This window comes from Afipia sp. Root123D2 (assembly GCF_001425835.1).
Lineage (GTDB): Bacteria > Pseudomonadota > Alphaproteobacteria > Rhizobiales > Xanthobacteraceae > Afipia.
Map to the genome: position 1 here is coordinate 1,344,812 of NZ_LMDP01000001.1, position 20,602 is coordinate 1,365,413.

A 20,602-nucleotide genomic window follows, 5' to 3' on the forward strand; every position below is an offset into this window, starting at 1 on the left:
CGACGTGACACACACCATTATCATCGCGCTCGCGGTCTTTATCGTCGTTTTGACGATACTCAGCGTGTATGGCGTCATTCCAGCGCTTCGCATTGTCCCTGACAATACGACGCTGCATTTCATGGATCTGCGGCGCTTCAGCTTCCCGGTTTCCGCCGTGCTGTCGATTCTGGCGATCACGCTTTACTTCACGCATGGCCTGAATTTCGGCATCGACTTCAAGGGCGGCACGCTGCTTGAAATTCAGTCGAAGTCCGGACCCGCCGATATCTCGGCGCTACGAACCAAGCTTGGTACGCTCGGATTGGGCGATGTGCAGCTTCAGCAGTTCGGCGGCCCGACGGAGGTCCTGATCCGCGTTGCCGAGCAGCCGGGCGGCGATGCCGCACAGCAGGCGGCGGTTCAGAAGGTGCGTGGTGCGCTGGGCGACACGGTCGACTATCGACGCGTCGAAGTGGTCGGTCCGCGCGTATCTGGCGAGTTGCTGGCGTTCGGCACGATCGGTCTGATGCTCGCGATCTTTTCGATTCTGATCTACCTCTGGTTCCGTTTCGAGTGGCAATTCGCACTCGGCGCCATGGTCGCCAACGTCCACGACATCGTGCTGACGATCGGATTCATGTCGGTCACCCAGATCGATTTCGACCTGACATCGATAGCGGCGCTGCTCACGATTCTTGGCTATTCGCTCAACGACACTGTCGTCATCTATGACCGTATTCGCGAGCTGCTACGGCGTTACAAGAAGATGCCGATGGAGGACTTGCTCAACGCCTCGATCAACTCGACTCTGTCGCGCTCGATCATCACCCACGTCACCGTGACGCTGGCGTTGCTTGCACTTCTGCTGTTCGGCGGCAAGGCGATCCATTCCTTCGCGGCGACCATGATGTTCGGTGTGGTGCTGGTCGGCACCTATACCTCCATCTTCATCGCGGCGCCGATGCTGATCTATCTCGGCGTCGGCAAGAACCGGGGCGGCGAGGACAAGCCGTCGAAGCCTTGAGCGGCGCTCGCCGGCCTGACGCCCCGCACCTTCCCCGCTCCGCGCCGATCGAGGCCTACGGGCAGGGCGGGTTCCGTTTCGCCGAGATGTCCCATCGCGGGTCGCTGCTATGCCTGCCGAATGCAATATGGCCGTGGCCGATTATGCAGCCGCAGGACATCACACGCGTATCGCTAGCGCAGGTGTTCGAACATGGCGCCGAGATCGATACGCTGGTGATCGGAACCGGCAACGACGTCTGGCTGCCGCCTGACGATCTGCGTCAGGCCTTTCGAAGAGTCGCGATCGTGCTTGATCCGATGCAGACTGGCCCGGCGATCCGGACCTACAACGTGATGATCGGCGAACGCCGACGCGTCGCAGCGGCGCTGATCGCGGTATCATGAATCCGACATCTCAAAGCCTTGCTTCCGGCGGTGACGCCGCGGAATTCTGTGCTGATCTCGTGCGCAACGAGAACTTCGAGCGCTATGCGACTACGCTGTTCGTTCCGCCGGATAAGCGGCGGTCTCTGCTGGCGCTTTATGCTTTTAACGTCGAGATCAGCCGCGTTCGGGATCATATCAGCCAGCCATTACCCGGCGAAATCCGGCTGCAGTGGTGGCGCGATCTGCTGGCCGGCACCGAATCGGGCGAGGCAGAAGGGAATCCAGTCGCGGCCGAGTTGCTGCGTTCGTTCAGCGAACAGGGCTTGTCACGAGAACCGCTCGTGGGCCTGATCGATGCGCATGTCTTCGACGTCTATGACGATCCAATGCCGACGCTCGAGGCACTCGAGTCATATTGTCATGCGACTTCGTCGACACTTTTGTCGCTCGGCACCCGCATCCTGGCGACCGAGTCCGATGAGGCGTGGCACGTCGCCCGCCACGCAGGTGTGGCGCAGGGGATCGTCGACGTGATGCGCTTGCTGCCTGTTCATGCCGCGCGTCGCCAGATGTATCTGCCACTGTCATGGCTTCAGGAATACGACGTCCGGGAAGAGGATGTATTCGCCGGGGTTGCAACGCCGGGCTTGCATGCCGTGATCGAACGTCTCCGCGCCGAGGCGGCTTCGCAACTCGATGTTGCCATCGATCTGCTCGCCAGTCTGCCAGAAATCAGTCTGGCGGCGTTCCTCCCGATCGTGCCGGTGCGACGTGCACTCGACCAGATCAAGCCGGAAGCCGATCCGTTTAAAACCGCCCAGCCGTCACGGCTTGGCACGCTCTGGGCGCTGTGGCGAGCGGCGCGTTCGAAGACATTCAGAAGCTGAAGCGGTCGCGCAGGTTTTTGCGCTGATCGAGAATATCTTTCATGAAGGCGCGGTCGGCATCGTTGCGCATCAGCGGCTCGATCAGATCGATCTGATTCATCGCGACCAGTTGCAGAATCTCGTTACGGATCTCGCCCGTATCGTTCCGCGGCAACGCGTGGACAATCTGGATGTGCTCCGGCGGTTTCGGTTCGGCGTGGAAGGTTGAACGGATATCGCTTTCGGTCAGATCGTCGCTCGCTTCAACGAAAGCGTAGAGTCCGACGCCGGTGCGGCGATCGGCGAATGCGACGATGGCTGCATCGCGCACGGCGGGATTGCTTTTGAGCGCATTGATGAGAACAGGTGCATCGTTGACCAGCCGCCGTCCTCCGCCCTCGCGGTCGGTGAAGTTGAAGATGCCGCGAGTGATCAGCTGGTAGATGCGCTTGCCGGTCGCGAGCCATATCCGCGCAAACCCGGATTTGTTGGCGAGAACCTGAAGTTCCCTGGGCGTGAGCGCTTCCGGCGCGTAGCGGCGCTTGTGTTTGAGGAGGTGGCGCAAGTCTTCATAAGCCGCGATGCGAAACAGGCGGCTCCGGCTCTTGAAGCAGACAGCAAGCTGGAAATCGGTCAGGTAGGCTTTGCCGTCGCTGCCGCGCAGCCAGTTTTGTTCTTTTGCGAGATCGTTGTGGCAGATGCCGAGACGGTGAATGCGCCGCAGCGCTAGCTTTGCACTTTCGAAATAAGCCCGATCACCGACCGGCTTGGCCAGATGCAGCGCGACGCCGTCGATGAATCCACGCACCAGCGACTTCTCGCCGGCCCACAGCAATTCTGGTCCGACGTGAAGTTCGCGCGCGAGCGCGAGTGCGCGGCGCTCGCGACGAAACAGATGCAGCGCCAAGGGATAGGACCACCATGGCACCTGATCGAGGCGGCGTAGCACCGCGTCGACTTCACCGGCTGCCGTGCGGAAGCGGCCGCGTTCGACGGTTGAGAACACGTCACGCTTCAGCAAGACGCCTTCGGTCCATGTCGAGGACAAGACTTCAATGTCCTCCTTTGGGAGACTCATGGACAATTCCTGACTGACATATGGTGTGATCGCCGAAGCTCGCTTATGCCGCCGCCGACAGGTGGCTGATGTCGGCAATCCAGCGATCCAGATCGGTAAGAGCGCGTGCGCTCATCGCCTGCTTCTTGGCGATGGTTTTCTCATTGCCGCGCAGCCGCGATCCGTCGGGCTTTTTGGTCGGAGGGGATGCCAGCGGCGGGAACAGCCCGAAATTGATGTTCATCGGCTGGAACGAGCGCGGGCCGGCATCCACAGTTTCGATGTGTCCACCAGTGATGTGGCCGAGCAGCGAACCCAGTGCCGTGGTCGGCGGCGGCGCTGTCATCGCCTGACTGCGGATATCTGCCGCAGCAAACAATCCCGCCAGCAAGCCGATGGCTGCGGATTCCACATAGCCTTCGCATCCGGTCATCTGCCCGGCGAAGCGCAGGCGTGTTTGTGCGCGCAGCCGCAGTTGAGGGTCAAGCAATTTCGGCGAGTTGAGGAAGGTGTTGCGATGCAGGCCGCCGAGGCGTGCGAACTCCGCGTTCTGCAGGCCGGGGATGGTGCGGAATATTTGAGTCTGCGCGCCATGCTTCAGTTTCGTCTGAAAGCCGACGATGTTGTAGAGCGTGCCGAGCTTGTTGTCCTGGCGAAGCTGGACAATGGCGTAAGGCTTCACGGTCGGATTATGAGCATCGGTCAGGCCGACAGGCTTCATCGGACCATGGCGCAACGTCTCGCGGCCGCGCTCAGCCATCACCTCGATCGGCAGACAGCCGTCGAAGTAAGGTGTGCTGGTTTCCCAATCCTTGAAGTCGGTCTTGTCGCCGGCGATCAGGGCATCGACGAAGGCATCGTACTGTTCACGCGTCATCGGACAGTTGATGTAGTCCGCGCCATTGCCGCCAGGACCGACCTTGTCGTAGCGCGACTGGAACCATGCCATCGTCATGTCGATCGAATCGCGATGTACGATCGGTGCAATGGCGTCGAAAAACGCCAGGGCATCCTCGCCGCTCAATGCGCGGATCGCGTCGGCGAGGGGCGGGGATGTCAGCGGGCCAGTAGCGATGATGACGTTTTGCCAGTCCGTCGGCGGTAAGCCATCGATTTCCTCGCGCTGAATCTCGATGAGGGGATGGGAGGTGAGTGCTGCGCTGACGGCGCCTGAAAATCCATCGCGATCGACGGCCAGAGCGCCACCGGCCGGAACTTGATTGGCGTCGGCAGCGCACATCACCAGCGAATTGAGTTTACGTAGTTCGGCATGGAGCAGCCCGACGGCGTTGTTGGCGGCATCATCGGAGCGAAAGGAATTGGAGCAGACCAGTTCCGCCAGCCCATCGGTGCGATGAGCTTCTGTCATCCGGTGCGGACGCATTTCATGCAGGATCGCGCGGACGCCTCGGTTCGCGATCTGCCATGCGGCTTCCGAGCCGGCGAGGCCGGCGCCGATCACGTGGATGGCGTCCTGACGGGTCGTGGATATGCTGGTCATGGCTCACAGGTAGAGCATTTTCCGGCAAAGGGGAATCCCGCTTTGCCTGCCCACGGCGGCGCCCACAGCAACCGCTCGCGATCCTCCCGGTCTTGTCGGGGGGCTGCGCGCTCAATTCCGGATTTGAGGGATGGCGATCGACGGATCGCGCGGGATCCTGTGTCCAGATACGACAACGCCCGCTGCTAGCGGGCGTAATCGGCATGTGATGCAGTTAACGGCCTTAGCCGTTGTAGGCACCGGCAGCGACGCGCTGGATGTCCGAGCGATCAAGACCGATATCGGCCAGTTCGCGATCGCTCAACTGGGACAACTCGGCGACGTTGCGCTGGTAATCCCGGAACGCCTGGATCATGCGGATAAAAGAAAGCAACATGGCTCTGTCTCCTTCGAATTCCCGATTCAGTCCTTTCTTGGAACCTCATCGTTGAGACGAACATAAGGGTTCATTTCGCATTGCAACAGTCTGAATGTTGCGATGCAGCTAGTCGAAAAACGCATGGCAATGTAAGGAATGATTAACCTTTCAGATGAGGCGCATCTGGCTGGCGAGATCGGAAAATATATCCAACAGGATACATTTCACGTCGTTATGCCATAAAAGTATTATCTCGTGAGCAAATACGGTATCATAAGACCGTCTCATCTCAGCTCCACGAAAGGGTGTTTCTGGCCGCAACTATGTCGCGATCTCTCCCCAATCCATGTCATGGATGCATGATAGTTCGCGATACTGAATACATATTCATATTATATCGATCACGCATTGTTCAGTCCAAGTTCCCAACAGCGGGCGGGACATCGATTGGCCGGCATGGACGGCGATGAATACGCGTGGCATAGCCCACGAATGCATCGACAAGGGACCATTCGGTATTTTCTGGTCGTCCTGATCCTCGCTCAGGCGCTGGCGGTCCACGGGCTCGTGACGGCTTGGAGTCGCGCGGCTTCGGCTGGCTCACTATCCGCCCGGCTTGATGCAATATATTGCATAACGAACCATGACGATGCGCTCCCTGAGGGGAAGGGGACGTCCGGCCAGCCTGCTCATCACGACTGTGCTGCAGCCTGCGCGACTCTGGCCGGCGCCGTGCCGGGACCGGCTGGCGTCAGTCAACCGGCACCCGTGCTGGTGGCTGATGTGGCTGCGCTACAAACTGGTCGCGCGGTCCCTAGGCCGTCAATGGTGCTGGGAGCGGTGCAGGCACGGGGACCACCGGAACGGACTTGAGAGACCCGACCCATCCAAACTCTCATCCGATTTCGAGGATCACATGACCTGTCAGACTTCTGGCTTCCGCAAGCCGATCATCGCGGCCGTATTGACGACACTCGGCGCCGCCGGTTTTCACTCCGCGGCCTTCGCTCACATCACCCTGGACAAAGCCGAGACGCGCGCCAACGCGCCCTATCGGGGGGTACTCAAGGTCCCGCATGGCTGCGACGGCCAGGCGACACAGGCCATCCGCGTACAAATTCCTGAAGGCGTGATCGGTGTGAAGCCGATGCCGAAACCGGGCTGGACGCTGGAGGTGAAGCGGGGAGCTTACGCAAAATCCTATCAGAGCCACGGCAAGACGGTCACTGAAGGTACGCGCGAGATCGTCTGGTCAGGCGGCTCGTTGCCCGACGACAACTACGACGAGTTCACGTTCGTCGGCTTTGTGACGTCCGATTTTGCATCGGGCGACACGATCCGTTTTCCGACGATCCAGCGATGTGCTGGCACCGAAGCGCGCTGGGTCGAGATTCCCGCGGACGGACAGAGCCCTCACGATTTGAAAACGCCGGCGCCTGCCGTCCGTGTCGTATCCGAGGCCGCGACGGTCGGTCAGGGCGGTATGGACCACGGCAAGATGAATCATGACCGTATGAGTCCCGACAAGATGGGTGCGATGGCAGCTCCCGCTGCGGATGGCGGCACCTATAGCATCGGCGATCTCAAGGTCACCTCACCATGGACACGCGCAACGCCAGGCGGTGCCAAGATCGCCGGTGGTTATCTGACGATCACCAATAACGGCAAGCAGCCGGATCGTCTCGTTAGCGTGACGACAGGTGCGGCCGATCACGCTGAAATCCATGAGATGTCGATGACCGGCGGCGTGATGAAGATGCGTCCGCTGGAAAACGGCTTGACGATCAAGCCGGGTGAAACAGTCGTCATGAAGTCCGGCGGCTTTCACATGATGTTTATGGGCCTCAAGCAACCACTGAAGGAAGGCGAGGCGATCAAGGCGACGTTGGTTTTCGAGAAGGCTGGAAAGCTCGATGTCACTTTCAACGTCGCCGGGATCGGTGCAAGTCAGGCACCGATGCAGATGCACAAGCACTGAACCCGATGGAAAAACAACGCGGCGGTTTTTTGACCGCCGCGTTGTCTCGCTGCTCTTGCCGCGAGCTATTGATCCCGACGCCGCCAGGACGAGAACAGGCTCGCCGGAAATTCCGCTGCATAGCGCGTTGCATGCGGCCGTTGGGGCGGCGGCTGATAGGGTGCAGCGGCGGGCTCAAGAGCCTTGCGGTACAGATGCCAGGTTGCGTGTCCGAGTACGGGAATGACGACAGCAAGGCCTAGGAAGAATGGCAGCGTGCCGATCACGAGCAGCGCGGCGACGATCGCGCCCCAAGCTGCCATCGTGACGGGGTTTTGTGAGACGACCTTGATGGAGGCAAGCATCGCTTCCGGCGCCGTGGCGTGCCGGTCCAGCATCAGGGGAAACGACACGGCGCTGATGCACAGTGCAATGAGTGCAAACAGGAATCCGACACCGCATCCCACGACGATCAAGGTCAGGCCTTGCGGAGACGAGAATATCCGGCCGAGGAAGTCGGGAATGCTGGCGGCGGCCTCGTAGCCGAACGTCGCGATATAGATCGCCTGTGCACATGCCAGCCATACTGCAAACAACACCATGAGAATTGCCCCCAGCGCGACCATTGCGCCAAGGGACGGCGATTGCAGCACGCTGAGCGCATGCGATGCGGTGGGATCATCGCCGTTCTCGCGGCGGCGGCTGAGTTCGTAAAGGCCCAACGCCGCGAACGGGCCGAGCAGCGCAAATCCGGCGGCCATCGGGAACAGCAATGGCAACACGGAATATCCGAGCACGAGGCGGGCCAGCACCAAGCCAAGAACCGGATAGATCACCACCAGCATGATCGCGTGCGTTGGGATGGCTTTGAAGTCGTCCCATCCCATGCGCAATGAATCGGTGAGGTCGGAAAACTGGAGATTACGAACGACAGGCGTCGCGATCGTCTCTGTCGTGCGGGGCGTGAAGTGCGAGATGTTACTGGTGGTCGACATGGGTGTTGCCTTCCGTTTGGGCGGCAGCCAGATGTCTCCTTGCCTGCCGCCATGGTCGTCTTTGGGCACAAGCACAAGCTGATCCGGCGGCCGCGAACACGACAACGCCAGTGCAACCATTGGCATGAGGATAGCGCCATCGACCGTGTGCAGAACTCACGCTTCGGTGAGTTGCAGTGCAGTAACGGCCAGTGCACTCCCGCCATTGTTGATCATTCGTGACGCCGGGAAAGACGCAAATGCATGATTTCCGCCGTCATTTGACCGGCGCTCATGCGTGTCATTGTGGCGTCATTTCGACCTGCAAGGTTTGAAACGTGCGGCGAGGGTGTTTTTTCTCGCATTGGCAATAACGAGACCGCCGTCTACACTCACTCGTGATCCGGCATGAGAGCGTCGGCTACAAGTAAGAGCGCGTTCACTTACCTCAAATTGTATTCAGTTTAGCGGGAGTCCAACGATGAGCATCTTCGGAAAAATTATGGGCGCGATTTTCGGCACCAAGGCTGACGCCGCCGAGCCGGCGAGCGGTGCAGGCTCTGCTGCAGGGGGTGCACCAGCTGGTGGCGCTGCTGTGCCGATGGTTGATGTCGCGCCGATCCTCGACAAAGCGGTGGCTGCGAAAGGCGAAAAATTGGAGTGGCGCACGTCGATCGTCGACTTGATGAAAGCGCTCGATATCGACTCGAGCCTGGCTGCTCGCAAGGAACTCGCGAAGGAACTGAAATACGATGGTGACACCAGCGATTCCGCCAAGATGAACATTTGGCTGCACAAGCAGGTGATGACCAAGCTCGCCGCCAACGGCGGAAAGCTTCCGGCCGACATGAAGACCTGAGCGCTCCGCGCATCCTGCTTCGGTGCAGTTCAACGAAGGCCCGCCGACTGGCGGGCCTTTTTCATTGCAACGCACAAAGTAGCTCCGATCGACGGTCTGACCAGCATCCGCATTCCAGAGGATGCCTAGGGACAATCGCGCACGCTTTGACTTGCGCCCATTAAAGTTCGGACGTACCAATCCCGCCACCTGCGACCGGGTGTCGCAGGCTTCCAATTAAAACCAAGATCAAAGTGGGAGCAGAAACATGACGAACATTGATCGACGGGCGGTTATTGCCACCGGCGCGGCGGCCCTTGCCGGGGCGGCGACCCAGAGCACGCCAACACTGGCGCAGGCCGGACCAAAGCACGCGTTTTCCGTTGCGGCGACCACCATTCCGATTGTGGGGACGAATGAGGTGTTTCCGGTGCGGCGGATCTACTGCATTGGACGCAACTATGCCGCTCATGCGATCGAGCGTGGCTCCGATCCAAACCGCGAGCCGCCGTTCTTTTTCCAGAAACCGACCGACGCGATCCAGAATGTCGCGATCGGACAGGTGGCGGACCATCCGTATCCATCGCTCACCAAGAACTATCATCACGAGGTGGAACTGGTTGCCGCGCTGAAATCCGGCGGAACGAACATTCCCGCCGACAAGGCGCTGGACCATGTTTATGGCTACGCGCTGGGTCTCGATATGACGCGCCGCGATTTGCAGAACGAGATGGCGGGCTTGAAGAAGCCGTGGGAGATCGGCAAGAGTTTCGATCACGCTGCGGTCCTCGGGCCGATTCATCCGGCGGCCAAGACCGGCCACTTCACCAAGGGCGCGATTTCGCTCGCGGTGAACGGGACCGTGCGGCAGAATTCCGACCTCGACAAGATGATCTGGAGCGTTGCCGAGCAAGTATCGAAGCTGTCGGAGGCTTTTGAATTGAAGGCTGGCGACATCATCTATTCCGGCACGCCGGCCAATGTCGGCCCGGTGGTGAAGGGCGATGTGCTGTTGTGCAAGCTGGATGGTTTGCCAGACATGTCGATCAAGATTGTCTGAGGTGGGCCGCAGAATCGACCTCTCTCCACTCCGAAACAAAAAAGCCCGCCAATGGCGGGCTTTTTTACAACGTGATGAGCGACGCTCACGCCGTGATGTCGGAAAACTCCGGATGCTTCTGGAGATAATCGACGACGAAGCTGCAGCCCGCGACGACTTTCAACCCATCGGCGCGGATATGCTCCAGCGCGCCGTGCACCAGCCGTGAGGCGATGCCGCGTCCGCGCAGGGCGGACGGCGTCTCCGTGTGTGTGATGACGACGACGCCAGGCGAAAGCCGGTAGTTCGCGAAAGCCATTGTGCCGTCGACGTCAAGCTCGTAGCGGCTGAGCGCGATGTTGTTGCGGACGTGATCGCCGGTTGATGTGCTTGGGGGCAGGTCGCTCATTATGTTTCCTTCGAGCCTTGGTTCAGCCGACGAGATCGGCATAGTCCGGGTGTTTGCCGATACAGGCTTTGACGAACGGACATTGCGCAACAACCCGCAGGCCGCGTGCGCGAACCTGGTCCAGCGCGCCCTTGACGAGCTTCGACCCGATACCCTTGCCGCCAAGTTCGGTAGGCACCTCCGTATGGGTGAACGTGATGACGTTACCGGAGAGTTCGTAATAAGCGGCGGCGATATGGCCATCGATATCGAGTTCGTAGCGGCGAGCGGCGTTGTTATCGACGATGTCGGTCATGCAGCGAGCATCGATGTTAGTCTCGTCGGGGGACGGAATTTGCTATATTGACGCTCAGTACGCGTTCGAGGTCAACAGCAGGGCTCTCATGCCGGAATTGCGGAGGCGCGTGATACAAGCGGATAGCGAGTCGATCGATTTGGCGGGGCGCGACGCCACCCATCGTAATATCATGGTCTGGAAAACGCATGGCAAATGAACGCGGTCCCAACATCAAGAAGAAGCAGAAGTGCAAGAATTGCGAAGGCAAAGGCCTGGTGAAGAAGGGCGCTAAAGTTATGAAGTGCCAGCGCTGCAAGGGAACCGGAGTGAGGTAAGGATGCGCCTAAGTCCCTTGTCGGGGCCGCATCCTTAGCTGAAGCTCTTGGTTTCAGCTGCCGTTGATGCAGTAAGCGCTCCGCTTAATGTTGCCTTTCGCTTAACAATCAGGATGCTACTCCGCCGCTTCGTTGCTCTTTTGCTTCTGAGACGATTTGCCTTTCTTGAGAACCGGCGCAAGGAATTGTCCCGTGTAGCTGCGCGGCGCCTTGACGATGTCCTCCGGCGGCCCCCATGCGACGATCTCGCCGCCGCCGTCGCCGCCCTCGGGGCCGAGATCGATCACCCAGTCCGCCGTCTTGATGACCTCGAGATTGTGCTCGATCACCACCACGCTGTTTCCTTGCGACACCAATTCGTGGAGTACCTCAAGCAGCTTGGAGACGTCGTGGAAGTGCAATCCAGTCGTCGGTTCGTCCAGAATATAGAGCGTGCGACCGGTGGCGCGTTTGCTCAATTCCTTGGCGAGCTTGACGCGCTGGGCCTCGCCGCCCGACAGCGTCGTCGCCTGCTGGCCGACATGGATGTAGCCGAGGCCGACGCGTTGCAGGGTCTTGAAGGTTTCGCGTACCCGCGGCACGGCCTTGAAGAACTCGGCAGCTTCATCGACCGTCATGTCGAGGACGTCGGCGATGGTCTTGCCCTTGAACAGGACCTCCAGCGTTTCGCGGTTGTAGCGCTTGCCCTTGCAGGTGTCGCAGGTGACGTACACGTCGGGCAGGAAGTGCATCTCGATCTTGATCAGGCCGTCGCCCTGGCAGGCTTCGCAGCGGCCCCCCTTGACGTTGAACGAGAAGCGTCCCGGCTCATAACCGCGCGCCTTCGATTCCGGCAGGCCGGCAAACCATTCGCGGATCGGCGTGAATGCGCCGGTGTAGGTTGCCGGATTTGAGCGTGGGGTGCGTCCGATCGGCGACTGGTCGATGTCGATGATCTTGTCGATATGCTCAAGACCCTCGATCCGGTCATGCGGGGCAGGGCCATCGCTGGCGTTGTTGAGCTTGCGTGCGATCGACTTGTAGAGCGTGTCGATCAGCAGTGTCGATTTTCCGCCTCCGGAGACGCCGGTGACGCATGTGAACAGACCGAGCGGAATTTCCGCTGAAATGTTTTTCAGATTGTTGCCGCGTGCGTTGATCACCTTGATGGTGCGGCGGTGATTGGGCGGGCGGCGCTCGGGAATTGGCACGAACATTTCGCCCGTGAGATACTGGCCGGTGAGTGACTTCGGGTTGGCCTTGATCTGCTGCGGCGTACCCTTGGCGACGATGTTGCCGCCATTGACGCCAGCACCCGGGCCGACGTCCACGACATAGTCGGCGGTTTCGATCGCATCCTCGTCGTGCTCGACGACGATCACGGTATTGCCGAGATCACGGAGCCGCCGCAGGGTGTCGAGCAAGCGCGCGTTGTCTCGCTGATGCAATCCGATCGATGGCTCGTCAAGCACGTACAGCACGCCGGTCAATCCCGAGCCGATCTGCGAGGCGAGGCGGATGCGCTGGCTTTCGCCGCCGGACAAGGTGCCGGAAGCGCGCGACAGCGTCAGATAGTTCAAGCCCACATCGAGCAGGAACGACAGCCGCTCACGAATTTCCTTCAGGACGCGGATGGCGATTTCGTTCTGCTGGGTGTTGAGCTGTTTGGGAACGCTCTCGAACCACTCGCCGGCCGCGCGGACCGACAGTTCGGCGATCTCACCGATATGCTTGCCGCCGATCTTGACACAAAGCGCTTCGGGCTTGAGCCGATAGCCATGGCAGGCTTCGCACGGTACGTCGCTGAAGTACTTTCCGAGTTCTTCGCGCGCCCACTCGCTTTCGGTTTCGCGAAAACGGCGTTCGATGTTGGTGACGACACCTTCGAAAGGCTTCTTGGTATCGTAGGAGCGCACTCCGTCTTCATAGGAGAACTTGATCTCGTCGTCGCCCGAGCCGAACAGAATGGCGTTCTGGGTCTTTTTCGAAAGGTCCTTCCACTTGGTATCGAGAGTAAATTTGTAGAACTTGCCCAGCGCCTGCAGCGTCTGGATGTAATAGGGCGATGACGACTTCGCCCACGGCGCGATCGCGCCCTTGCGCAAGGTCTGGTCCTTGTCCGGAATCACCAGATCAGCGTCTATGTGCTGCTCGACGCCGAGACCGCCGCATTTCGGGCAGGCACCATAAGGATTGTTGAACGAGAACAGCCGCGGCTCGATTTCGGGAATCGTGAAGCCGGACACGGGACAGGCAAATTTCTCCGAGAACAGAATGCGCTCGGGCCCGCTTTTGTCATGGATTTTCGCGGTCTTCTTGTCGGTCTTTTTCTCGGACGCCGGCGCTGCGGCAGGCGCGTCGGCGTATTCGATGATCGCAAGGCCTTCGGCGAGTTTCAGCGCGGTCTCGAACGATTCCGCGAGGCGTTGGGAGATGTCCGGACGCACGACGATGCGGTCGACCACCACGTCGATGTCGTGCGGAAATTTCTTGTCGAGAGTTGGCGCGTCGGCGAGTTCGTAGAAAGCGCCGTCGATCTTGACGCGCTGGAAGCCTTTCTTGAGATACTCGGCAAGCTCCTTGCGATACTCACCCTTGCGGCCGCGCACGACCGGGGCCAGCAGGTAGAGACGTGTTCCCTCGGGGAGTGCGAGAACGCGATCGACCATCTGTGAGACGATCTGACTTTCGATCGGAAGTCCGGTCGCGGGCGAGTAGGGAATACCGACGCGCGCCCACAGCAGGCGCATGTAGTCGTAGATTTCCGTCACGGTGCCGACGGTCGAACGAGGATTTTTCGACGTGGTTTTCTGCTCGATGGAAATGGCGGGAGACAGGCCGTCGATCTGGTCGACGTCCGGCTTCTGCATCATTTCCAGAAACTGCCGAGCGTAGGCGGACAGCGATTCGACGTAGCGCCGCTGGCCTTCCGCATAGATCGTATCGAAGGCGAGCGATGACTTTCCGGATCCGGACAGGCCGGTGAAGACCACCAGCTTGTCGCGCGGGATTTCGAGATCGACGTTCTTGAGATTATGTTCGCGTGCGCCGCGAATGGTGATTGCACGCAGTCCAGAGACCGCTGTCCGTTTGCGGTTGGCCTTGATGACTTCATCCATGAATCTGTTCCGGGCACGCAGGACGAACAACGGTTGATGGTTGCCCGGAGCGGGACGACTCATCGCCAAGGTTCGGCACAAAAATCTGTCGCCGGAACATAGGAAGAACGGCACAGGATTTCCAGTGCCGTTTGCAAACCATCAACGGTTTGCGGGGCTGACATTCATTTGTGCTGGTGCTGTCGGGTTCCCGCGGCAGGATGGTCCCGAAACGCGATTCTGCTTTTGACAACGAAAAAGGCCGGCTTGCGCCGGCCTTTCCGTAAATCCCGAAATGCTCAGGACTTCAAAGATCAGTACTTCGCAACAACCGGGCCACCCCAGTTGAAGTGATAGTTCACGCCGACCTTCACAGTGTGGAGATCGTCCTTGTAGGACAGGGCGCCGAGACCAGCGTTGGTCGCGATGTTGGTGGTANCCCCAGTTGAAGTGATAGTTCACGCCGACCTTCACAGTGTGGAGATCGTCCTTGTAGGACAGGGCGCCGAGACCAGCGTTGGTCGCGATGTTGGTGGTACCGAAGTTGTAGTACTGGTACTCGACCTTGGCCGACCAGGCCGGAGCGAACATGTACTCGAGACCGCCGCCGACGGTGTAGCCGGTCGATTCACGATCGGTCACAGCCGGCTGGAAGCCGATGGTGGCGCCGAGGCCGCTGTCGTCACGGAACGCGACACCGCCCTTGACGTAGAGCATGCCAGGACCCCAGGTGTAGCCGAGGCGGCCGGTGACCGAAGCGAGCCAATCCGAGCTGTCGCGGATGGTGTCGATGCCGTCGGTGAAGGTGCGATCGTTGCTGGTCTGCGCGCTGATCTGGCCTTCGATACCGAGCACCCAGTTCGGCGAGAACTGGTAGTCGGCGCCGAGCTGGCCACCGCCGAGGAACGTGGCGTCGCGGCTGGAACCGGTCAGGCCGACAATGTTGGTGGCGAAGCCATCATCNCGAGAACTGGTAGTCGGCGCCGAGCTGGCCACCGCCGAGGAACGTGGCGTCGCGGCTGGAACCGGTCAGGCCGACAATGTTGGTGGCGAAGCCATCATCACCGCCGAACGCTGCGCCGATGTGACCACCGAGATAGAAGCCGGTCCAGTTGTAGATCGGAGCGGCATAAACCGGGGCCTTGGTGTAGGTGCGGGCAGGAAGGTCAGCAGCGACCGCCGAAGCCGTACCGAGGGCCATCAAAGCCACGGTGCTGAGCAGGAACTTCTTCATCGTTATATTCTCCAGTTACGGTCTGCTTCTTTTTGATCGAAGCAGTTTCAATCCAAGGTGCGAACGCTGTCTGGTTCGAATCTATGCAAAGTTTATAACCAGCTTCTGCGGAAAAAGCCGTCTCCCAAATACAACACTCGAGGTTGAAGTGATCCTCGGTAAGGCATGGAATTCTCAGCAGTAATTCTCGATTCGGGTTCCACAATTCGATCACTTTTTCGACATATTCTAGGCTGCCGCACGAAAACTATTTTACCGTCAAAGGGTTCCCTTTCGGCGTGTTGCACGAAAAGAACAAAAAGAGTACACATCCTTATGGCAAATTGCTCGGCAGCATTCGATCCGTGTGGATAACCGGCCCACACGCCCCCGGGATCGGGGTGGGAGCGTATAGGGTCGCGCTTGAACAGGTGCCGCGATGTTGCGGTTTTCACCCAAACCGATTCGTTGCGACAGCGCGAAGATAGATGGAGAACAGGCAATGGCGGGAAGCGTCAACAAAGTCATTCTGGTTGGTAATCTCGGCGCAGATCCCGAAATCCGACGCACGCAGGACGGTCGTCCCATCGCCAATCTGAGTGTCGCGACATCTGAAACCTGGCGTGACAAGAACAGCGGCGAAAAAAAAGAGAAGACCGAGTGGCACCGCGTTGTCATTTTCAATGAGGGTCTCTGCAAGATCGCCGAGCAGTATTTGAAGAAGGGCGCGAAGGTCTATCTCGAAGGTGCCCTTCAGACTCGCAAATGGCAGGACAAGGACGGCAAGGACAAATATTCGACCGAAGTTGTTCTGCAGGGCTTTAATTCGACCCTGACCATGCTTGATGGCCGCAGCGGCGGCGGTGGTGGGTCCTTTGCATCGGATAGTGGCGGCGGCGAATTCGGATCGGGAGCGCCATCGCAGCGCCGCGCAGTCGCCGCAGGCGGCGGGCGCGACGATATGAATGACGACATTCCGTTCTAGGCGCGGCGGTTTCCGCGAGGCCGGTCATTCGACTCAGCCAAAAAGGCAGCTCGACTGCTGTCGATCACGAACTGCACGGCGAGCGCGGCCAGCGCCTCGCCGTGCAGTTGCGACAGCGATGTTTCTTGTAACTCGATGATACTGGCGACGCAGCCTGTGACAGGGATGCGATTGCACAGGCGGCCGCGACGAGCGCGATAATTCCAATCAGCGCAGCCCAAAGCAGGGTGTTGCTCGCGGTCTGACCGGCAGCAGAAGCGTTTGCAGCAGAAGCGTTTACGGCGCCGCTGGGAAGGCTGCGGTATAGTGCGCATATTTCTTCCATTTGCCCGCTCTGCCTGACGTGCCTCATACGTCGGGCGATCAGCATCATCTCGAGCCCGATGACGAGCAGCTATGTGCGGCCCCCACACGCCGGCTGTGCACTCCCGCACGACGAATCCAGCGTGTTTGCGAGGGTTGGCCGAACGGCTTGGAATCGGTGTGGATGCCGGCACACGATCGAATTCCAACTATTTGAAAATACACAAATATTTCCAGCCGATTTCGCGGTTAATGTGGTTGGCGCGGGCCGCCGATTCAGCCTATATATCCAGAGTACTTCGCACCTAGGATTCGCACTTTGACCGACCCGCAAGACCCGACGGACGGCCCCTCCGGCCTCGTCGATATTCGTCCTGTTTCGATCTCCGACGAGATGAAGCGCTCGTATCTCGATTACGCGATGAGCGTGATCGTGGCGCGCGCGTTGCCGGATGCACGGGACGGTCTGAAGCCCGTTCATCGCCGCATCCTTTATGCGATGTACGAGAACGGCTTTGAGTGGAACAAGCCGTACCGCAAATCGGCCCGCACGGTCGGCGACGTCATCGGTAAATATCATCCGCACGGCGATCAGTCGGTTTACGACGCGATGGTCCGCATGGCGCAGGACTTCTCCATGCGCGTGCCGTTGATCGATGGCCAGGGCAATTTCGGTTCTGTCGACGGCGATATGGCCGCGGCGATGCGCTATACCGAATCTCGTCTCGAGAAGGTGGCGCAGTCGCTGCTCGACGATATCGACAAGGACACCGTCAATTTTCAGCCGAACTACGATAGCTCCGAGCGCGAGCCGAAGGTTCTTCCCGCCAAATTTCCAAACCTTCTGGTCAACGGCGCCGGCGGCATCGCGGTCGGCATGGCGACCAATATTCCGCCCCATAATCTCGGCGAAGTGATCGATGCCTGCGTCGCTCTGATCGACGATCCTGCGCTGAGCATCGACGATCTGATCAACATCATTCCGGGCCCCGATTTTCCGACCGGCGGCATCATTCTTGGCCGTCAGGGCATCCGCGCGGCCTATCATCTCGGACGCGGTTCGATCGTGATGCGCGGCAAGGTGTCGATCGACACCATCCGCAAGGATCGTGAAGCGATCGTGGTCTCGGAAATTCCGTATCAGGTGAACAAGGCCACGATGGTCGAACGCATCGCCGAATTGGTGCGTGAGAAGAAGATCGAGGGCATCTCGGACCTGCGCGACGAGTCCGATCGCGACGGTTATCGCGTGGTGGTCGAACTCAAGCGCGATGCAGTGCCTGACGTGGTCCTGAATCAACTCTACCGCTTCACGCCATTGCAGACCAATTTCGGCGCCAATGTCGTGGCGCTGGATTCGGGCCGCCCGCAGGTCATGAATCTGAAGGATCTGCTGACGCTGTTCATCGCGTTCCGCGAGGATGTAGTGTCGCGGCGGACCAAATTCCTGCTCAACAAGGCTCGTGACCGCGCTCATATCCTGGTCGGTCTCGCCATCGCGGTCGCCAATATCGACGAGATTATCCGTGTGATCCGGACCTCGCCGGATCCAAATACGGCACGCGAAACCCTGATGTCGCGCGACTGGCCGGCAAAGGACGTCGCTGCGATGATCACGTTGATCGACGACCCGCGCCACCGGCTGGCGGAAGACGGCACCGCGCGACTCTCGATGGAGCAGGCCAAAGCCATCCTCGACCTGCGCCTGCAGCGTCTGACCGCGCTGGGCCGCGAGGAAATATCCGAGGAACTGGACAAGCTCGCCGTCGAGATTGCGGACTATCTCGATATCCTGCGCTCCCGCGCTCGCATCCAGTCGATCATCAAGACCGAGTTGCAGGCCGTGAAGGCCGAGTTCGCGACGCCGCGCCGCACCGTGATCATCGATCAGGAAGGCGAAGTCGAAGACGAGGATCTGATCCAGCGCGAAGACATGGTCGTAACGGTCTCGCACGCCGGCTACGTCAAGCGCGTGCCGCTGTCGACCTATCGCGCCCAGAAGCGCGGCGGCAAGGGGCGGTCCGGGATGCAGACGCGCGACGAGGATTTCGTCAGCCGTCTGTTCGTGGCATCGACCCACACGCCGGTGTTGTTTTTCTCGTCGCGCGGCCAGGTCTACAAGGAAAAGGTCTGGCGCCTGCCGGTGGCGGCCCCCAACTCGCGCGGCAAGGCGCTTATCAATATCCTGCCGCTGGAGCAGGGCGAGCGCATCACCACGATCATGCCGTTGCCGGAGGATGAATCCTCGTGGGCCAATCTCGACGTGATGTTCGCGACGACCGGCGGCAATGTCCGGCGCAACAAGCTCTCGGACTTTGTCGACGTGCGCCGGTCCGGCATCATCGCCATGAAGCTCGACGAGAACGAAGCCATCGTCGACGTGCAGATCGCGACCGAGACCGATGATGTTCTTCTGACGGCCGGAGGCGGCCAATGCATTCGCTTCCCGGTGACCGATGTCCGCGTGTTCACAGGCCGCACCTCGATGGGTGTGCGCGGTATCGCGCTGGGCGACGGCGACAAGCTGATCTCTCTCACGATCTTGCGTCATATGGACGTCAATGCCGATGAGCGCGCGGCTTACCTGCGTCGGGCCAATGCGGTGCGCCGTGGCGGTGTCGAGGAGGAGGCTGCCACCGATACCGAAGAGGCAACGGGAGCGATCGAACTCGGCGAACAGCGTTACGTCGATATGTCCGCCAACGAGCAGTTCGTACTGACCATCAGCGAGAACGGCTACGGCAAGCGCACCTCATCCTACGAATACCGGACCACCGGCCGCGGCGGCAAAGGCATCGTGGCGATGTCGGTGAATGGACGTAACGGCAAGCTGGTGGCGTCATTCCCGGTCGAGGATAGCGACCAGATCATGCTGGTGACCGATGCCGGTCAGTTGATCCGCTGTCCGGTCGAAGACATCCGTATCGCCGGACGCTCGACCCAAGGTGTCATCGTATTCGATACGGCCGAGGACGAGCATGTGGTGTCGGTCGAGCGCCTGAGTGAAGAGGCTGACGGAGGCAACGGCGGCTGAGGCTGCTTACGGCCGTCAATTGCGGCGGGCGGTGACGACGCGGACCTGCCGAACCACCGTGTCTGAGTTACCCCGGCGCAGGCAGCGGGAATCGATATTCGGCCATGACTGCTCGTCACACGAGAGGCGAGCCGTTCGGACGGGCAGCCTGTCCCCCTTGGCCGCAGCCGCGACCGGCTTTGGGGCGCTGGCATTCACGATGGGGGCGAACCCTGGCAAAAGGGTCAGTGCGGCGGCCATGAAAGCCGCGATGGCGAAAGCTGAAAGCGCCTTGATCATGACGGTCCCCTGTCATTCGGGCTTTTGATGGCCCTTTCGGGAAGAAGACGCCTGGTGGGCGAAAAAGGTTCATTCCAGGGGAAAAATTTAACTGTCGAATCCCTCCGTTTGGCCGGGAACCAAGTTTGCTTGCGGCATTGCGCGGGGCGGGGTAGGAGGAAGCCATGTCCCGCGTCGCCCTTTATGCGGGGTCGTTCGACCCCGTCACCAACGGCCATCTCGATGTTGTGCGGCAGGCTTGCAGCCTGGTGGACCGCCTCGTCGTCGCCATCGGCATTCACCCCGGCAAGGCACCGCTTTTCCCGACCGAACAGCGCCTGCAAATGGTGATGGAGGTGTTCGAGCCCGTCGCCGCAAAAGCGGGCTGCAAGGTCGAATGCATCACGTTCAATGATCTGACTGTCACCGCGGCCCAGAGGGTCGGTGCGAACATGCTGATCCGCGGTCTGCGCGACGGCACCGATCTCGACTATGAGATGCAGATTGCCGGCATGAACCAGGCGATGGCGCCGGGCGTTCACACCGTTTTCCTGCCGGCTTCTCCTGCTGTCCGCCCGATCACCGCCACACTCGTGCGCCAGATCGCGGGGATGGGTGGCGACGTTTCCCACTTCGTTCCCAAGGCCGTTGCCGCCAAGCTGAAAGCCAGGTTCGCCGGATAAGAACCACGATCCGCGGCAGGACATTTCCTGTCACGGTTGCCGACCGGAATGAGCCAGATCGCCC

At 60.0% G+C, this 20,602-nt stretch carries 20 protein-coding genes and 2 pseudogenes; 11 read left to right on the top strand and 11 right to left on the bottom strand.

Annotation, left to right across the window (positions count from 1 at the left end; all coding sequences use genetic code 11):
* The first annotated feature begins 4 nt into the window (after window positions 1-4).
* The 3 genes from secF to ASC80_RS06655 are packed head-to-tail and all read left to right on the top strand — an operon-like array spanning window position 5 to window position 2,261.
* Window positions 5-1,006 carry a protein translocase subunit SecF gene (secF, locus tag ASC80_RS06645; protein WP_200941151.1) on the top strand — a complete coding sequence of 334 codons (1,002 nt, stop codon included), beginning with the start codon at window positions 5-7 and terminating at the stop codon, window positions 1,004-1,006.
* On the top strand, window positions 1,003-1,392 hold the full coding sequence (locus ASC80_RS06650) for an Mth938-like domain-containing protein (protein WP_056294214.1): 390 nt from the start codon (window positions 1,003-1,005) through the stop codon (window positions 1,390-1,392). The genes secF and ASC80_RS06650 overlap by 4 nt, the downstream gene beginning before the upstream one ends.
* Window positions 1,389-2,261 (top strand): phytoene/squalene synthase family protein, encoded by an 873-nt coding sequence (locus tag ASC80_RS06655; protein WP_056294217.1) that lies wholly within the window; start codon window positions 1,389-1,391, stop codon window positions 2,259-2,261. The genes ASC80_RS06650 and ASC80_RS06655 overlap by 4 nt, the downstream gene beginning before the upstream one ends.
* On the opposite strand, the gene ASC80_RS06660 is transcribed toward ASC80_RS06655, so the two are convergent.
* The 3 genes from ASC80_RS06660 to ASC80_RS22975 form a co-directional block, all read right to left on the bottom strand.
* Window positions 2,251-3,318, bottom strand: a complete 1,068-nt coding sequence (locus ASC80_RS06660; protein WP_056294219.1) for a serine/threonine protein kinase — start codon at window positions 3,316-3,318, stop codon at window positions 2,251-2,253. The genes ASC80_RS06655 and ASC80_RS06660 overlap by 11 nt on opposite strands.
* A gap of 43 nt (window positions 3,319-3,361) precedes the next feature.
* Window positions 3,362-4,798: a methylenetetrahydrofolate--tRNA-(uracil(54)-C(5))-methyltransferase (FADH(2)-oxidizing) TrmFO gene (trmFO, locus tag ASC80_RS06665; protein ID WP_056294223.1), complete on the bottom strand. Its 1,437-nt coding sequence runs from the start codon at window positions 4,796-4,798 to the stop codon at window positions 3,362-3,364.
* A gap of 223 nt (window positions 4,799-5,021) precedes the next feature.
* Window positions 5,022-5,174, bottom strand: a complete 153-nt coding sequence (locus ASC80_RS22975) for a DUF1127 domain-containing protein (RefSeq protein ID WP_082512425.1) — start codon at window positions 5,172-5,174, stop codon at window positions 5,022-5,024.
* Window positions 5,175-5,648: 474 nt separating this feature from the next.
* Between ASC80_RS22975 and ASC80_RS24725 the strand changes: the two genes are divergently transcribed.
* Both ASC80_RS24725 and ASC80_RS06670 read left to right on the top strand, forming a co-directional pair.
* Window positions 5,649-6,029, top strand: coding sequence for a DUF2946 family protein (locus ASC80_RS24725; RefSeq protein ID WP_502690935.1), 381 nt, complete (start codon window positions 5,649-5,651; stop codon window positions 6,027-6,029).
* Between the two features lie 43 nt (window positions 6,030-6,072).
* Window positions 6,073-7,134 (top strand): DUF1775 domain-containing protein, encoded by a 1,062-nt coding sequence (locus tag ASC80_RS06670; RefSeq protein ID WP_056294224.1) that lies wholly within the window; start codon window positions 6,073-6,075, stop codon window positions 7,132-7,134.
* Between the two features lie 65 nt (window positions 7,135-7,199).
* On the opposite strand, the gene ASC80_RS06675 is transcribed toward ASC80_RS06670, so the two are convergent.
* A complete protein-coding gene (locus ASC80_RS06675; protein WP_056295701.1) occupies window positions 7,200-8,108 on the bottom strand; it encodes a DUF2189 domain-containing protein in 909 nt (302 codons plus the stop codon).
* Window positions 8,109-8,568: 460 nt separating this feature from the next.
* Here ASC80_RS06675 and ASC80_RS06680 point away from each other — a divergent pair, with 460 nt between their 5' ends.
* Window positions 8,569-8,946 (top strand): DUF3597 domain-containing protein, encoded by a 378-nt coding sequence (locus ASC80_RS06680; protein ID WP_056294227.1) that lies wholly within the window; start codon window positions 8,569-8,571, stop codon window positions 8,944-8,946.
* 247 nt (window positions 8,947-9,193) lie between these two features.
* Entirely contained in the window at window positions 9,194-9,985 is a 792-nt protein-coding gene (locus ASC80_RS06685) for a fumarylacetoacetate hydrolase family protein (RefSeq protein WP_056294230.1), read from the top strand.
* An 85-nt stretch (window positions 9,986-10,070) separates the two neighbouring features.
* Here ASC80_RS06685 and ASC80_RS06690 read toward each other — a convergent pair whose 3' ends face one another.
* Entirely contained in the window at window positions 10,071-10,373 is a 303-nt protein-coding gene (locus ASC80_RS06690) for a GNAT family N-acetyltransferase (RefSeq protein ID WP_056294232.1), read from the bottom strand.
* 22 nt (window positions 10,374-10,395) lie between these two features.
* A complete protein-coding gene (locus ASC80_RS06695) occupies window positions 10,396-10,668 on the bottom strand; it encodes a GNAT family N-acetyltransferase (protein WP_056294234.1) in 273 nt (90 codons plus the stop codon).
* A 188-nt stretch (window positions 10,669-10,856) separates the two neighbouring features.
* Between ASC80_RS06695 and ASC80_RS24545 the strand changes: the two genes are divergently transcribed.
* Window positions 10,857-10,985 carry a hypothetical protein gene (locus ASC80_RS24545; protein WP_283805038.1) on the top strand — a complete coding sequence of 43 codons (129 nt, stop codon included), beginning with the start codon at window positions 10,857-10,859 and terminating at the stop codon, window positions 10,983-10,985.
* A gap of 116 nt (window positions 10,986-11,101) precedes the next feature.
* Here the strand turns inward: ASC80_RS24545 and uvrA are convergent, their stop codons facing one another.
* From uvrA to ASC80_RS24335, 3 genes and pseudogenes are all read right to left on the bottom strand, one after another.
* Window positions 11,102-14,083: an excinuclease ABC subunit UvrA gene (gene uvrA, locus ASC80_RS06705; RefSeq protein WP_056294238.1), complete on the bottom strand. Its 2,982-nt coding sequence runs from the start codon at window positions 14,081-14,083 to the stop codon at window positions 11,102-11,104.
* 418 nt (window positions 14,084-14,501) lie between these two features.
* Window positions 14,502-15,025: pseudogene (locus ASC80_RS06710) on the bottom strand (outer membrane protein); the annotation flags it as partial.
* Window position 15,026: 1 nt separating this feature from the next.
* Window positions 15,027-15,296 (bottom strand): annotated as a pseudogene (locus ASC80_RS24335) (outer membrane protein); the annotation flags it as partial.
* Between the two features lie 481 nt (window positions 15,297-15,777).
* On the opposite strand from ASC80_RS24335, the gene ASC80_RS06715 reads away from it, so the two are divergent.
* Window positions 15,778-16,260: a single-stranded DNA-binding protein gene (locus ASC80_RS06715; RefSeq protein WP_056294241.1), complete on the top strand. Its 483-nt coding sequence runs from the start codon at window positions 15,778-15,780 to the stop codon at window positions 16,258-16,260.
* Here the strand turns inward: ASC80_RS06715 and ASC80_RS06720 are convergent.
* Window positions 16,257-16,574, bottom strand: coding sequence for a hypothetical protein (locus tag ASC80_RS06720; RefSeq protein WP_156464293.1), 318 nt, complete (start codon window positions 16,572-16,574; stop codon window positions 16,257-16,259). The genes ASC80_RS06715 and ASC80_RS06720 overlap by 4 nt on opposite strands.
* Before the next feature lie 308 nt (window positions 16,575-16,882).
* Here ASC80_RS06720 and gyrA point away from each other — a divergent pair, with 308 nt between their 5' ends.
* The gene (gene gyrA / locus ASC80_RS06725; RefSeq protein ID WP_056294250.1) at window positions 16,883-19,597 is read left to right on the top strand and encodes a DNA gyrase subunit A; all 2,715 of its coding nucleotides are present in this window, start codon (window positions 16,883-16,885) and stop codon (window positions 19,595-19,597) included.
* 15 nt (window positions 19,598-19,612) lie between these two features.
* Here gyrA and ASC80_RS06730 read toward each other — a convergent pair whose 3' ends face one another.
* Window positions 19,613-19,876, bottom strand: a complete 264-nt coding sequence (locus ASC80_RS06730) for a hypothetical protein (RefSeq protein ID WP_056294253.1) — start codon at window positions 19,874-19,876, stop codon at window positions 19,613-19,615.
* A 164-nt stretch (window positions 19,877-20,040) separates the two neighbouring features.
* Between ASC80_RS06730 and coaD the strand changes: the two genes are divergently transcribed.
* On the top strand, window positions 20,041-20,538 hold the full coding sequence (gene coaD / locus ASC80_RS06735) for a pantetheine-phosphate adenylyltransferase (RefSeq protein WP_056294255.1): 498 nt from the start codon (window positions 20,041-20,043) through the stop codon (window positions 20,536-20,538).
* Window positions 20,539-20,602 lie beyond the last annotated feature (64 nt).